The 12,921-nt window shown below is 65.9% G+C and carries 12 protein-coding genes and 1 tRNA gene; 5 read left to right on the top strand and 8 right to left on the bottom strand.

All coding sequences use genetic code 11. The features are described 5' to 3' along the window. Window positions 1-11: 11 nt before the first annotated feature. Both ACWA7K_RS15675 and ACWA7K_RS15670 read right to left on the bottom strand, forming a co-directional pair. Entirely contained in the window at window positions 12-1,910 is a 1,899-nt protein-coding gene (locus ACWA7K_RS15675) for a site-specific DNA-methyltransferase (protein ID WP_456162331.1), read from the bottom strand. A 217-nt stretch (window positions 1,911-2,127) separates the two neighbouring features. Beyond that, window positions 2,128-5,841 (bottom strand): hypothetical protein, encoded by a 3,714-nt coding sequence (locus ACWA7K_RS15670; protein WP_456162330.1) that lies wholly within the window; start codon window positions 5,839-5,841, stop codon window positions 2,128-2,130. Between the two features lie 176 nt (window positions 5,842-6,017). Here ACWA7K_RS15670 and ACWA7K_RS15665 point away from each other — a divergent pair, with 176 nt between their 5' ends. Next, entirely contained in the window at window positions 6,018-6,623 is a 606-nt protein-coding gene (locus ACWA7K_RS15665; RefSeq protein ID WP_456162329.1) for a DJ-1/PfpI family protein, read from the top strand. 85 nt (window positions 6,624-6,708) lie between these two features. Here ACWA7K_RS15665 and ACWA7K_RS15660 read toward each other — a convergent pair whose 3' ends face one another. Further along, window positions 6,709-6,867, bottom strand: coding sequence for a hypothetical protein (locus ACWA7K_RS15660; RefSeq protein ID WP_456162328.1), 159 nt, complete (start codon window positions 6,865-6,867; stop codon window positions 6,709-6,711). A 58-nt stretch (window positions 6,868-6,925) separates the two neighbouring features. Next, window positions 6,926-7,342 (bottom strand): hypothetical protein, encoded by a 417-nt coding sequence (locus ACWA7K_RS15655; protein ID WP_456162327.1) that lies wholly within the window; start codon window positions 7,340-7,342, stop codon window positions 6,926-6,928. 255 nt (window positions 7,343-7,597) lie between these two features. Between ACWA7K_RS15655 and ACWA7K_RS15650 the strand changes: the two genes are divergently transcribed. The 3 genes from ACWA7K_RS15650 to ACWA7K_RS15640 are packed head-to-tail and all read left to right on the top strand — an operon-like array spanning window position 7,598 to window position 8,918. Then, window positions 7,598-8,116 carry a hypothetical protein gene (locus ACWA7K_RS15650; protein ID WP_456162326.1) on the top strand — a complete coding sequence of 173 codons (519 nt, stop codon included), beginning with the start codon at window positions 7,598-7,600 and terminating at the stop codon, window positions 8,114-8,116. Then, a complete protein-coding gene (locus ACWA7K_RS15645) occupies window positions 8,100-8,267 on the top strand; it encodes a hypothetical protein (RefSeq protein WP_456162325.1) in 168 nt (55 codons plus the stop codon). Before ACWA7K_RS15650 ends, ACWA7K_RS15645 begins: the two co-directional genes overlap by 17 nt. A 51-nt stretch (window positions 8,268-8,318) precedes the next feature. Continuing rightward, window positions 8,319-8,918, top strand: a complete 600-nt coding sequence (locus ACWA7K_RS15640; RefSeq protein WP_456162324.1) for a hypothetical protein — start codon at window positions 8,319-8,321, stop codon at window positions 8,916-8,918. A gap of 95 nt (window positions 8,919-9,013) precedes the next feature. Here the strand turns inward: ACWA7K_RS15640 and ACWA7K_RS15635 are convergent, their stop codons facing one another. From ACWA7K_RS15635 to ACWA7K_RS15620, 4 genes are all read right to left on the bottom strand, one after another. Next, window positions 9,014-9,907: a peptidylprolyl isomerase gene (locus tag ACWA7K_RS15635; RefSeq protein ID WP_456162323.1), complete on the bottom strand. Its 894-nt coding sequence runs from the start codon at window positions 9,905-9,907 to the stop codon at window positions 9,014-9,016. Window positions 9,908-10,285: 378 nt separating this feature from the next. Continuing rightward, window positions 10,286-10,364: transfer RNA gene (locus ACWA7K_RS15630), tRNA-Ile, on the bottom strand. A gap of 33 nt (window positions 10,365-10,397) precedes the next feature. After that, entirely contained in the window at window positions 10,398-11,381 is a 984-nt protein-coding gene (locus ACWA7K_RS15625; protein ID WP_456162322.1) for a Bug family tripartite tricarboxylate transporter substrate binding protein, read from the bottom strand. A gap of 94 nt (window positions 11,382-11,475) precedes the next feature. Then, entirely contained in the window at window positions 11,476-12,267 is a 792-nt protein-coding gene (locus ACWA7K_RS15620; protein WP_456162321.1) for a helix-turn-helix transcriptional regulator, read from the bottom strand. 167 nt (window positions 12,268-12,434) lie between these two features. On the opposite strand from ACWA7K_RS15620, the gene ACWA7K_RS15615 reads away from it, so the two are divergent. Continuing rightward, window positions 12,435-12,905 (top strand): DUF3237 domain-containing protein, encoded by a 471-nt coding sequence (locus ACWA7K_RS15615; protein ID WP_456162320.1) that lies wholly within the window; start codon window positions 12,435-12,437, stop codon window positions 12,903-12,905. Window positions 12,906-12,921 lie beyond the last annotated feature (16 nt).

Here is a 12,921-nt window from a genome sequence, read left to right as displayed (position 1 = left end):
CGCGCCCCCGCTCACAGGCTGAACATCCGCTTGAGCCCGTGCTGCTCCAGGATCGCGGCCAGGTTGGCCTTGGCCACGTCATCCTCGAACGCCCCATCCCGGAACAGCGCACTGCGCTCGCCCTCTTCCGGCTCGTCGCGCAGCCATTCCACGATCCCCAACGCCACCGGCTCGGCATCGTCCCGGCCGATGTGCGCGGCCAAGCAGACGAACTTGCCACCGACCCGCTGCACCACCTTCCCCCCAAGCTCCCGCGCCCGCACGGGCTCGCAGAGGTCGTGTCCATGCTTGAGCAGCACCTCATGCAACAGGTCATCCTCACTGCGCCCGGCGACGACATGTTCGACCTGCTCGAACAGGCTCTCCCCCAACGCCTCCACCTTCGGATTCCAGGCGGTGAAGTTCGACGTGTCGAGGCGGAAGGCCTTGAAGCCGACATCGCCGGTGAACAGCGGATCCCCGTCCTTCTGCCGCTGCCCGGCGGCCTTGATGCGCGCACGGGTGATGTCGGCAACCGATCGCCAGTTCTGCTCATTCATCCCTTCGACGGCTTCCGGCAGTTGAACCAAGATGCATCGACGATTGCCACCATCCTCAGCGTTCTGCGCATAGACGGCATCCATCGTGGTGCCAGTGCCTGCAAAGAAGTCCAAGACGAGATCCGCTTCAGTTGCCTTGGTAGCCAACTGCAGTATTCGCTTAATCAGCCGAGTCGGCTTTGGCGTCTCAAAAACAACATCGGAATTTGAAAACTCGACCTGCGACAACAATTCCCGCTTCGCCTCCTGAGTGTGCCCAACTTCCTGGTAAGTCCAGAGTGTTTGCGGCACGCGCCCATCCATCACCTCACTAAGAAAGATCTTGGGCGCTGGAACATTGTTTCCATCCAATCCCCACCAGATTCGCTTGTCACGATCCAACTCCTTGAACTTCTCTTCAGAGATTCGCCAGTATGAGCCGCGCGGCGGGCCATCAATCACCCGACCACCCGGACACCGAATCGGATAGGTTCCCTTGCTGTAATAGTTTCTGGCCGCCATGTTGTTAGCACGCCAAGCACCCCGAGAATCGTTATCCATGTTCTTGAAGATGGAATCTTGCTCAGCAGTTCTCGGCAACAGGTTCGGCACCCATTCATCCGAATTCTTCGCATAAACGAGCAAATAGTCGTGATCCTCCGAAAAGTGCCGCGCTGAACTTTTCGGCGCGTAAACCTTCTGCCAGATCACCGATGCAATGAAATTCTCGCCACCGAAAATCTCATCCATCACCGACCGCAGGTTGTGAACCTCGTGGTCGGCGATGCTGACGAAAATCACGCCGTCATCCTTCAACAACGAATGCGCCAGCTTCAGGCGCGGGTACATCATGTTCAGCCAGTCGGTGTGGAACCGGCCGCTGGACTCGGAGTTGGTGGTGATCTTGCGGCCGCCGTCGAGTTGACCGGTCAGTTCGAGGTAGTTGCGGATGCTGTCCTGGAAATTGTCGGGGTAGACAAAATCCTTGCCGGTGTTGTAGGGCGGATCGATGTAGATCAGCTTGACCTTGCCCGCATAACTTCGCTGCAGCAGTTTCAGGACTTCGAGGTTGTCGCCCTCGATCATCAGGTTGCGGGTGGAGTCCCAGTCGACACTGTCGGCGCGACACGGGCGCAGCGTGGCGCTGCTGGGGGTCAGGGCGAGGCGGCGGGCGGCGCGTTTGCCGTGCCAGGACAGGCCGTATTTTTCGACGCCCTCCCCCACCGCCGCATCACCGATCAACGCGCGCAGCACGTCGACATCCAAGGCCGGACCGCCCGGGCCTTCGGTGGCGAGTTCAGGGAACAGCGCGCGCAGACGCGCCAGGTTGTCGGCCTTCAGATCGGCGCTGAGGGTTTCGGCAGCGCCGGGCTGGATCGTGTGGAAGGGCATGGTGGGCGGTCGACGGACAGGCTGGGCGATTCCCGGCCAAGGCCGCCGACAGTCCCATGAACCCGTCGACGCTCCCATCACCAAAAAAGGTGCAGGTACAACGCAATGCCGTGATGGCAAAAGCCGACCGACCGGTTTGCCAGCCCGAGCCCGGATCAACCCATCCGGGCTCGGACCCACCCTGCTCAAAACCCGCGCGAGACGCGCGAGTTTCCCGTCAGGCCAGCACCGCCGAAGGCACCGGCTGCAGTTCGGGGAATGGCAGGACGGCGGGCACCGCCAGCTGCGCGGCCACCGGATCGGACGCACCCGTGGGCAGCCACAGGTCGGTCAGCACCACTTCCCGCCCGTTGGCCAGCGTGGCCGTGGCGGTATCGCCGTGCGTCACGCCCTGCGCGTCGACCGTCCAGTGCTGGGTGTCGGCCCGCACCTTCAGGCTCTTCACGCCGGCCGCCAGCAAGGTCAGCAACTCGTCGGGCTGGCTCTGGTGATCGCCGTTGGCGTCGCGCCAGATCCGCAACTGGCCAAACCCGGCATCGGCCGCATCCACGACGCCATCGCCATTGCTGTCATACCCGGCCAGCTTGATGAAGGCATCGCGCGCACCCAGTCCGCCAAACAGTTCGTCGAGCCTGTCGATCTTGCCGTTGCCGTTGTCGTCGGCCGCCAGCCAGGCATCGCCCTTGCCGATCCAGGCCGAATGCACGGCCTGGCCGTCGTTCTTCAGGTCGAAGGTGCCGGCGGAATGGGCCAGCCCGACCGTCTCGATCGCGCCGCTGGCATCGAGGTCGAGGGCGATGGGGGTGATGGTCGGCGACCGCGTGATGGTCTCGTTGCCCGCCGCGTCGGTTTCCCGGACACGGGCCAGTCCTTCCCAGAATGCGTGTTTCGCCAAGGAAATGCTGTCGATGCCGAAATCATTGGCATCGCCCGACGCATTCGTATCCTGCAAGGCCAGCGTGCTGTAGCCCGAGGCCTTGGCCGTGAACGTCCGCGTGACTCGCGACCAACCGGTGGCGCTGAAGGTATCTTTCTGACCCGGCAGGATGACTCGCCAATCGCTCGACCCTTTACCCGCCCAATTGACGGTCAACTCCACGGTGGGCACGCCATACGCCCGACAGTCCACCGTCGCCCTGCGGTAGTACGAGAAGTCATACATGGTGCCCTCCTCCATGTAGACGCGCTGATGCCAGAACCCACCGAGTGCGGCACCGTCCACATAAAGGAAGCCACCGCCATCACCGCCCTGACCCGACCAGACATCGCCCTTGTCATTGAAAGAGGTCGTCTGGAGGATGCCGCCCGGCCGCATGACACCCTTGGCGTAGTTGGTCGTGAACTTGTTGTACCCGTCGTTGAAGTCGCCGTTCTGAAGGAGGTTCTTCCGCGGCAGATCGAATGTCTTCCCACTGCCGGTATTCCAGGAATTGCCATCGTCAATGCTGTATTCCCAAGCCCTGCCGGGCGTCAGGCCATTCACGTCGATATAGGGATTCAAGATTTCCCCGAACGACACGCCGTCCGTCCACCTGATGTTCACGGCCGACAGGCTGACACGGGCGGGGGCCGTGTTATCCAGCGTGTAACTCGCCGTGGCGCTGGTGGCCGTGTTGCCGGCGGTGTCGGTCTGGCGCACCGCATAGCTGTGGGTGCCTTCCGTCAGGAGAAGGTTCAAGGTGTCGACCGCCGTATGGCTGTCGGCCTTCAGATAGTTGCCATTGGCCACCGACGCCGTCCCGATCTGGATGGCCTTGACGCCGTAGCCAGCGGCATCGTCCGAGAAACCCAGGGGCATGGTGGTCTGATACAACGAACTCCATTCGCTGACGACCGTTCCCCCGGCCACGGCGGCATCGATCGCCTTGACCTGCAGATGACCGCCGGCATCCTCGGAGAACTCGAGCTTGACGCCCTTCAGGCTGCCCTTTTCCTCGACCACCATCCAGACGGTCTTGATCGAGCCGACGGTGCGCAAATCGGTCGCTGTGGCGGGCTGTGGTGCCAGCCAGATGGCGCCATCGACGACACCGCGGATGTGTTCAGCCTTCAGGTCCGCCAGCCTGAGTTTCCCGAGCGTCGTCCAGGTGCCGCCATCGACCTGGTATTGCCAGTTGGTTCCGGAATCCAGGCCGCTCACCTTCACGCCATTGGCATTGGTGATGCGGTCCGTGTTGCTGCTGCCAGTGTCGTTGGCCAGGCTGAACGTGGGAGTGCCGATGGCGGTGTCCAGCGTGTACTTGGCCGCCGCACTGGTGGCGGTATTGCCGGCCGTATCCGTCTGGCGCACGAGGCAGGTGGTGGATTCGGTCGAAATGAACATGCCGTCGACGGTGTAGTTCCGGGCACCCGCCAGATACCCGTCGCTCGCCACGGAGAGACCGGCAACCTTCACGGACCAGATCCCGAGCCCGTCAGCAGCCTCGTTATCCGCCAGTTTGGTAGGCCACTGGCGCGCACTCGCCCAATCACTGAAATGCAGATCGACGGCAGAAGCCGCCGCCACCGCCTTGACCTGAAGTCGGCCGCTGGCGTCGTCCGAAAACTCGAGCTTGACGCCCTGTGTATTCCCCATGCATTCCACGAGCATCCAAACCGTCTTGGTGGCTCCCACGACCCGGAAGTCAGCAGCCACGCCGAATGCTCTCGATGACGTCCAGCCGCCGCCCAGTCTTGCCTCGACAGAACTGGCGGTGACATCGGAGAGTCTCATTTTCCTGACGTCATCGTTCAGCTCAAACGAGCTGCCGCTGCCGGTCTTCCAGGTGCCGCCGCTGTCCAGGCTGTATTGCCACGCGGCCCCAGCTTCCAGCCCGCCCACGTTGACGGTCTTCTTGTTGGTGATGCCATCGGTGCTGCTCTTGCCGCTGTCGGTGGCCAGGCTGAGCGTGGGGGTGGCGATGCGGGGGTCCAGCGTGTAGGTCTTCAGCGTGCTGGTCGCCACATTGCCGGCGGCATCCGTCTGACGCACGGCGTAGGTATAGGTGGTGCCTTCGGGCGCATCCGTCAGACCGTCGACGCTGTAGCTCCAGTAACCCGCCAGATACCCGCTGCCCGCCACGGCCACATCGCCGATCTTCAAGGCCTGGATCCCGTATCCGGCAGTCGAGTCCGAGTTCGTCATCACCGTGGTCGTGAGTCGCGTGCTGGTCCAGTCACGGATATGCGAGCCCCAGGCAAAAGCCGCATCCACGGCCATGACCTGCAGATTGCCGCTGGCGTCTGACGAGAACTCCAGCTTGACGCCCTTGGTATACCCGACGTCCTCCACGATCATCCAGGCGGTCTTGGTGGCGCCGACGACGCGGAAATCGGTGAGCGTGGCGGCCTCTCTCGATTCAACCCAGCCGCCGCCCAGTGTTGCGGCGACCGAACTGGCCGTCACATCGGCGAGCTTGAGTCGCTTGGTCTTGTCGGCACTCAGTTCGAACGAGCTGCCACTGCCGGTCTTCCAGGTGCTGCCGCCGTCCTGGCTGTATTGCCAGCTGGCCCCTGCTTCCAAACCTCCCACGTTGACGGTCCTGCTTTTCGTGATGCCGTCGGTGCTGCTGCTGCCGGTATCGCTGGCCAGGCTGAGCGTGGGGGTGGCGATGCGGGTATCGAAGGTCCAGGCTGCGCTGTTCTTGCCGATGGCGCTGGTGCCGGTGGCATCGGTCTGCCGGACCTGCACGGCGTCCTTGGCGTAGACCTTGCCCGTGTCGATGACGGTCGCGGGCAAGTCGAAATAGTTTCGGGTGCCGGTGATCCAGGTGCTGCCGCCGTCCAGGCTGTATTCCCAGCTGGCCCCGGCCTGCAGACCGTCCACGTTGATGGTCTTGCCGTTGGTGATGCCATCCGTGCTGCTGCTGCCGCTGTCGCTGGCCAGACGGAGCGTGGGGGTGGCGATGCGGGTGGTGCCGGCGGTGGCCGCCTTGATGGGGGTTGTGCTCATGGTTTGCCTCGGGTGATCCAGAGAGGTGAGACGAAAGGGTTGTCACGTGGACAGGACCGTCGACGGTCCCACGCGCGCGCGCGAACCCGGATCACCTGAAGTGATGGAGATTCGGCGCTTAGCCGGGCTTGCGTGCCCGGATGCGACAGCCGGCGGGCGCCCGTAAAGTCGCCGCCATGCACATCACCATCCTCACCTTCGACGGCTTCAACGAACTCGATTCGCTGATCGCCCTGGGCGTCCTCAACCGCGTGAAGGAGCCGGGCTGGCGCGTCAGCCTGGCTTGTCCGACGCCGACGGTGACGTCGATGAACGGCGTCACCGTGCATGCGCAGGCCACGCTGGAGGATGCGGCGCAGGCCGATGCGGTGATCGTCGGCAGCGGCATGAAGACCCGCGACATTGCCGCAGACCCCGTGTTGATGGGCCGTCTGGCGCTGGACCCGCAACGCCAGCTGATCGGCGCGCAGTGTTCCGGCACGCTGCTGCTGGCCCGGCTCGGCATGGTCGACGGCGTGCCCGCCTGCACCGACCTGCTGACCAGGCCGTGGGTCCAGGAAGCCGGCGTCGAGGTGCTGGACCAGCCCTTCTTCGCCCGCGGCAACGTCGCCACCGCCGGCGGCTGCCTGGCCTCGCCCTACCTCGCCGCCTGGGTCATCGCCCGCCTGAAGGGCGCAGACGCCGCCCGCAGCGCGCTGCATTACGTGGCGCCGGTGGGGGAGAAGGAGAGTTATGTGGCGCGGGCGATGGGGGCGATCGCCACGGGGCTCGCGGTGGGGTGAACCCCGCAGCGGCGATCCCGGGTGCTGGTTTGATCAGCCAGGACAGCGGCTCCGTGCGCTGCGTGAAGGGGTTCTGAGGCCCGCCTCACAAAACCGCCGTCACCACCGCCCCGACCCCGCAGAGCGCGCCGATCGAACCGAGCAGCACGACGTCGCGTCGGTCGTTGCCCAGCCTCCAGGCGTGGTGGGTGACGCCGACGAAGGTCAGGGTCATGAGGCCGAAAAGCAGCGTGCCGGTGTCCATGAGGCGAGTGGGTGGCGAGAAGGAACGGAGGGTCGGGTGAACGGGTGGCGCGGCGGGCTCAGTCGACGATCGCGACACGGCGCGGCGCCATGGCCGGCTGGGTGGTGCGACGGCGCCAGGCCAGCAGGCCGAGATGACCGGCCACGCCGGCGCCGATCAGCATCAGGCCGCCAATGGCCCAGATGGCCCAGGCCAGCACGGTGAGGCCACCCGACAGGGCGGGCGCGGCTTCCAGCAGCGACTGCACGAAGGGGCCGAGGTCGGCCAGCATCGCGGGCAGGAGATCGAGCAGTTCGGCGGGCACCCAGAGGGCCAGCCACTCGGGCGGGCGAACGGCACCGATGCCGGTGGCGACGTCGCCGAGTCCGCCGGCATGCGTGACCGCCCAGACGCTGGCGGCGTGCAGCACCCAGGCCGTCAGCGACCAGAGCGCCAGAAGGATCAGGACGACGGACCAGACGAGGGCGTAGGGCATGGACAGACTCCTGCAGTGGGCTTCGGTGGGCGAGTGTGGCGGCGCGCGCTCATCGGTCCCAGCAGGCCGGAGCGGAGTCGGCGTTCGGTTTCCCCGAACCTTCGTTGGTGACCCATCCGCGCCACAAGGCCGATCGCAGCGAGGAAACCTGCCGCCCGGGCGGCTGCGGACATGGCGGGCGGCGGTGGCGCGGGATCAGAATCGTGCCGTCATCCGACACGCACGCGCCCACGCCCCGACGCCCGGAGATCGACCATGAAGCTCATGCCCCGCAGCCCCTTCGTGCATGCCTGCATGCCCCCTCTCGTGATCTTCCTGGTGCTGGCCAAGGGCCTGTGGTTCAGCGCCAACCGCGACGACATCCCGCTGACGCTGGCGATCTTCCTGATCGGCGCGGGCGGCGGCGTCATCAGCACCTACTTCCGCCTGAAGAACATCGCCCCGGAACACCTGGAGGCCAACGCGATCCTGCAGATCTACGTCAGCCCGGTGATCGCCGGCCTGCTCGGCTGGGTCTGCTACGCCTTCTTCCTGACGGGCATGCTGCAAGGCCCGCTGTTCCCGGCCTTCGCGGGCGCCGACGCGCCCTACATCAGCTTCTCCAGCGTCTTCCGCATCGTCCCGGCCAGCAGCCTCGACGCCGCCAAGGCCCTGCTCTGGTCCTTCGTCGCGGGGTTCTCGGAGAAGCTGATCCCGAACATCCTGGACAAGCTGGCGGCGCGGATGGAGGCGGCGGCGGAGGATGGGAAGAGTGGGGGTGAGCGTGGGGATTGAAGGGGCTGGGAAGGGTGATGCGGACGAGGTGCTGCGGCGCATCGGGCGCAACGTGATGCTCTATCTGGAGATCGAGGCCAGACTGAAGGATCTGTGGTTGGCCTCTCAACTGGCAGGCAGCCTTGAAGACATCGCCAGACAGCCTGCGTAGCGACTGGAAGCGATTCGTTCTCAGACCTTGGGTCAGGTGGCGCAGCGGGTGGTGACGGACGTGCTGTCGACTCGCGCCGACGAGGAAGATGCCCAGCCGAGCGACCGCAAGGTCTACGGTTTCCGCTACACGATCGATGATGAGGATGGTTGGCTGCGAAACGAGATCGAGGCCGTGCGACAGGCCAGGAATGAACTGGTCCACCATTTCCTGTCGCGCTGGAATCCTGCATCCGCAGACAGCACGCGCGACGCCCTTGTTTGGCTGGATCAGCAGCACCGGCAGGCGCAGCCTCTCCGTGAAACGTTGAAGGCTGACTGGAAGGCTCGGCAGACGCTTGCCGAGTGGATGGCGTCACCAGAGGGTGAGCGCCAGATGGAACAGGCGTTTCTCGCGTGCAGCCCGCTGATCGAAGCCGCACGACGGTTCGCCCGGTCGCGTGGCGAGGACGACGGCTGGATCGACCTCTCCGAAGTCGACCAGCACCTGTGGGCCGATCAGGCCAAGGAGATGAAACACCTTTCCAAGCGCTACGGGCATCCGACGCTGAAGGAGGCCATCGTGGCGAGCGGCGTGTTCGAGGTGAAGGACACCCCGACGGCCGGTGGCGGTCACCGCACCTTCATCCGCGTGATGGCAGAGGCAGGCTAGGACGACTCGGAGCGGAACGGTGCGTGCGGTTCGGGCCTTGCCGAGGCGGCGGGTTCCGCATCGCTCGCCAGCAGCTCTTCTCGATCGCCTGCAACCTACGGCATGGAACTCGCAACCGTGACATTCATGCACGCTTGTCTTTCGACCTGCGCAAGAAACCCGGCATTCGCTGGCTGGAACGTTCGCTTGTCCGGGCCGAATACGGTGTTCATGAGGCGTCTCCCCGCCGCACCACGGCCTTCATATTCCGCATGCGAGATCAAGGCAACCGTTCTTGCGGCACAGTCAACCAGAAAAACGTCTCGTTCTGAACGTCGACAGCCACGTGGAGAAGAGCCCAAGATGGCGAATGGCATTTCAGAATGGATGACGAGTCGGGTCATGCCGGGATCAGGATCGGACTCGACCCGCCAGTAGGCGAGGTTGTCTTTCCAGTTCAATGGGGGACCCCAACCTTCTCCAATGAATTGCAGGGCATCGGGGTGCAGACTTGCCGGCGACTGCCTTTCGATCGAAAACCGATACAGGGCATCCGGGGTGATCGGAGCAGTCTTCTGAGCCTCCTGGAGAGACCGCACGCAGACATCACGAACAGATTGCTGCTGGACGGAAGCCACCATCACCAGATGCCATCCATACGCGGACCGGTGGGGCGACGAAATGCGCATCGGCTGCAGTGAGAAAACGGCAGACTCGAACTGTTCGTCCATCGAGCCCTCGACGACAAGACCCAGGTCACCACCGGAAGACGCAGAGCCGACATCTGAGCTTTTCTCGCGCGCCAGCCTTGTGAACTCACCCAGCAGTTGATCCTCCGGCACAGCCGTCAGTTGCGCACGAAGCGTCTGCATTGATTCGAGGCTAGCCCCCATGATGTGGAAGACATGCGCACTCCGAATGATCTCGCGCTCATCTCTTTCAAGTGGCGCAGCTTCAGCCTCTAAGCCGGAGACGAAAAAGGCGACCAAGGCCATCAAGATCTTGTACATGCTCTCTGCTCGGCAGGCTGGGCGGCAAGCCAGGTCCATCAACTTCGATTCGAGTGGCTCAGTTCTGCTCGATCACCCAGACAACGATGAAAGGATTCCGGTTGGTGCCCGCTTCCAGCTCCCTGGACCTTGCTCTCGCTGCGGGGCACAGACGGCTCTCTTGAATGATGCAACGGTTGACTTGGTCCACGTATTCCTGCGTGGGTATCCTGGCGCGACCGGTACCTGAACGAAACCATCTCGGATCAGGAGACAGACACGCCCATCCAGGCTGCGGCAAAGCCGCGATCAAGGAACATCAACATCGACCCCACAAACACCAACGGCCCGATGCCTGCGCACCGAGCCGTCGAATCAAACCATTGTGAAACCGGGTCCTGGTAGGCCCCCCGGGAGTCGAACCCGGCACCAACGGATTATGAGTCCGCTGCTCTAACCAAGCATGAGCTAGAGGCCCGCGGCGCGGAGTGTACGAGGGTGGCGGGGGCGGTCAGTCGGCCTTGAAGCCGGTGGCCTTGACGACGGCGGACCAGCGGGTGGCTTCGGACTTGAGCATGCGTTCGGTGTCGGCGCGGCTGCTGCCGATGACGGTGAAGCCGGCTTCCTGGAGCTTCTGGCGGACCTCGGCGGACTGCACCGCCGCGACGGTCTGGCGGTTCAGGGTGTCGAGCACGGCGGCGGGTGTGCCGGCGGGGACGAGGATGGCGAACCAGGCGGAGAAGTCGGCCTTGGGGTAGCCGGACTCGCCAAACGTGGGCACGTCGGGCAGCAGCGGCGAGCGTTCGGGTGCGGTCGTGGCCAGCGCGCGCATCTTGCCGCCCTTGACCTGGGCCATCGCCAGCGCGGTCGAGACGAAGGCGCCCTTGACGTCGCCGCTGACGATGGCGGTGACGGCGTCGCCGGTGGCGCGGTAGTGGATCGGCTCGACGCCGAAGCCGGCGAGGTCGCCGAAGACTTCAGCGCCGAAGTGCCCGGGCGTGCCGGCGCCGAAGGTGCCGAAGTTGACCTTGTCCTTCTGGGCCCTGGCCGCGCTGACGAAGTCGGCGACGGAGCGGGCCGGCGAGCTGGTGGGCACGACCAGCACGAAGTCGGAGCGGACCACCTCGGCGACGCCCTGCAGGTCCTTGGCGGGGTCGTAGGGGAGCTTGCCGTAGGCGGCCGGCGAGATGCTGATGGAGCCGACCTCGCCGAGCAGCAGCGTGTAGCCGTCGGCCGGCGAACGGGCCACGGCCTGTGCGGCGATCTGGCCGCCGGCGCCGGCGCGGTTGTCGACCACGACCTGCTGCTTCAGCAGGTCACCGAGCTTCTGGCCGAGATGGCGGGCGACGACGTCCGGGCCGCTGCCGGGCGGGAAGCCGACCACGAGCTTGACCTGGCGGTCCGGGTAGGTCTGGGCTGCAGCGCCGGTCGGCACACCCAGGGCGGCGGCGCTGGCGGCGAGCATGGCCAGCAGGGCAAGACGGCGGGTGCGCATGGGGCAGTCTCCTGTCGTGATGCGGAGCAGTGTGCCGGCCGAGGGGGCGACCACCTGTCATCCCAGAGGAGGACAACGCGGGCACGCTGCGGCGTCACTGACGCGGCAGGAAGGCGGCGAACAGCTCGCTCTTGAAGTGCATGCCCAGGCGCTCGAAGGCACGGGCGCGGTAGGTCTTGACGGTGGCCAGCGACAGGCCGAGATCGGCGGCGATGCCGTCGTAGCTCCAGCCCCGCAGCAGGCGCTCGCAGACGTCAAGCTCGCGGTCGGTCAGGGCGGGGCAGCGGGCCAGCAGCCGGGCGCGCGGGGTCTGGCCGTCTTCTGCCGGCGTGGCCGGGCACAGCCGCACATGGCGCTGGACGCAGGCCAGCAGCAGCGGGGCGACGGCGGCGAAGCCCTCGATCTCGCCGGGGCTGAAGCGGCCCTGGTGTTCGTGGTGGTAGAGGTTGACGGCGAAGACCTGGTCGTCGCCCGACGGGCTGCTCTGGCGGGTCACGACCGACAGGCGTTCGAGCACGCCGTGGCGGCGGTAGATGGCCTCGCGGTGGTCGGCGCTTGGGGCCTCGTCGGCATGCATGCGCAGCACGGCTGCATGGCCGGGGCGGACGGCGTCGAAGCTGCGATCGGCGCGGTACAGGCCGGCGCGGTAGGCGGCGAAGCAGTGCCGCGTGGTGTCGGCCACGCCCAGGCTGGCCGACAGGTGCAGCACCGGTGGCTGCTGGCGGCCGACCTGGTAGACCGACCATGAGGCGGCGCGCAGCTCCACGGCGTTGAGGGCACCCAGCGCACGTTCGGCGAAGTCGGCCTCGCCGATGGCGCCGACCACGTCGCCGAAGCCGGCGGCCCAGGCCGTGCCGGTGCGGGGTTCGAGGGGCAGGACGGTCATGGTGGGGCGTGGCGTGGCGTGGCGTGCGGGGGTACAAGGGTTCAGGGCGGCCGGGCCGGACGGCGTCATCCTCTCGGATGACCGCGCCGGGCTGTGCGACGGCGGGGCGCGGCGGCATGATGCCCAGCGCCCCTCCCCTGCTGTCCATCCTGACTGACCCTCGCCCGATGCACACCCTGCCCCCGCCCCCCGTCCTGCAGCCGATGACCCAGGTGGTCTGCGAGGTGCAGCCGCTGGTCACGCTCGGCCCGGCCAAGCACGGCGAACGCCGCTACGTGCCGCTGGGCGGCGGGTCGGTGCGCGGGCCGGAGCTCAACGGCACGCTGGTCGAAGGCGGCGTCGACTGGCAGATCCTGCGCGCCGACGGGGTGCTGGAGATCGCGGCGCACTACGTCATCCGGGCCGATGACGGCGGCCTGATCGAGGTCCAGAGCGATGGCCTGCGCCACGGTCCGGACGAGGTCATGGCGCGGCTGGCGCGCGGCGAGCCGGTCGAACGTGACGCGTACTTCTTCCGCACCCTCGTGCGCTTCACCACCGGCGCGCCGGCCTGGCGGCACCTGAACCGGGTGATGGCGCTGGCGGTCGGCCAGCGCGAGGCGAGCCGGGTGATGCTGGACTTCTACCGCATCACCTGAAGCGGCCTGCAAGCGC

The sequence above is a fragment of the Leptothrix mechoopdaensis (SeqCode) genome, assembly GCF_053893855.1.
This window is presented reverse-complemented; position numbering and strand designations above follow the sequence as displayed.

What these genes read in the sequence shown, in the direction of transcription:
- ACWA7K_RS15660 (WP_456162328.1), bottom strand. Translation starts at nt 6,867, where the DNA reads ATGGACACCGGCACGCTGCTTTTCGGCCTCATGACCCTGACCTTCGTC.
- ACWA7K_RS15670 (WP_456162330.1), bottom strand. Translation starts at nt 5,841, where the DNA reads ATGAGCACAACCCCCATCAAGGCGGCCACCGCCGGCACCACCCGCATC.
- ACWA7K_RS15635 (WP_456162323.1), bottom strand. Translation starts at nt 9,907, where the DNA reads ATGTACAAGATCTTGATGGCCTTGGTCGCCTTTTTCGTCTCCGGCTTA.
- ACWA7K_RS15665 (WP_456162329.1), top strand. Translation starts at nt 6,018, where the DNA reads ATGCACATCACCATCCTCACCTTCGACGGCTTCAACGAACTCGATTCG.
- ACWA7K_RS15650 (WP_456162326.1), top strand. Translation starts at nt 7,598, where the DNA reads ATGAAGCTCATGCCCCGCAGCCCCTTCGTGCATGCCTGCATGCCCCCT.
- ACWA7K_RS15655 (WP_456162327.1), bottom strand. Translation starts at nt 7,342, where the DNA reads ATGCCCTACGCCCTCGTCTGGTCCGTCGTCCTGATCCTTCTGGCGCTC.
- ACWA7K_RS15625 (WP_456162322.1), bottom strand. Translation starts at nt 11,381, where the DNA reads ATGCGCACCCGCCGTCTTGCCCTGCTGGCCATGCTCGCCGCCAGCGCC.
- ACWA7K_RS15615 (WP_456162320.1), top strand. Translation starts at nt 12,435, where the DNA reads ATGCACACCCTGCCCCCGCCCCCCGTCCTGCAGCCGATGACCCAGGTG.
- ACWA7K_RS15675 (WP_456162331.1), bottom strand. Translation starts at nt 1,910, where the DNA reads ATGCCCTTCCACACGATCCAGCCCGGCGCTGCCGAAACCCTCAGCGCC.
- ACWA7K_RS15620 (WP_456162321.1), bottom strand. Translation starts at nt 12,267, where the DNA reads ATGACCGTCCTGCCCCTCGAACCCCGCACCGGCACGGCCTGGGCCGCC.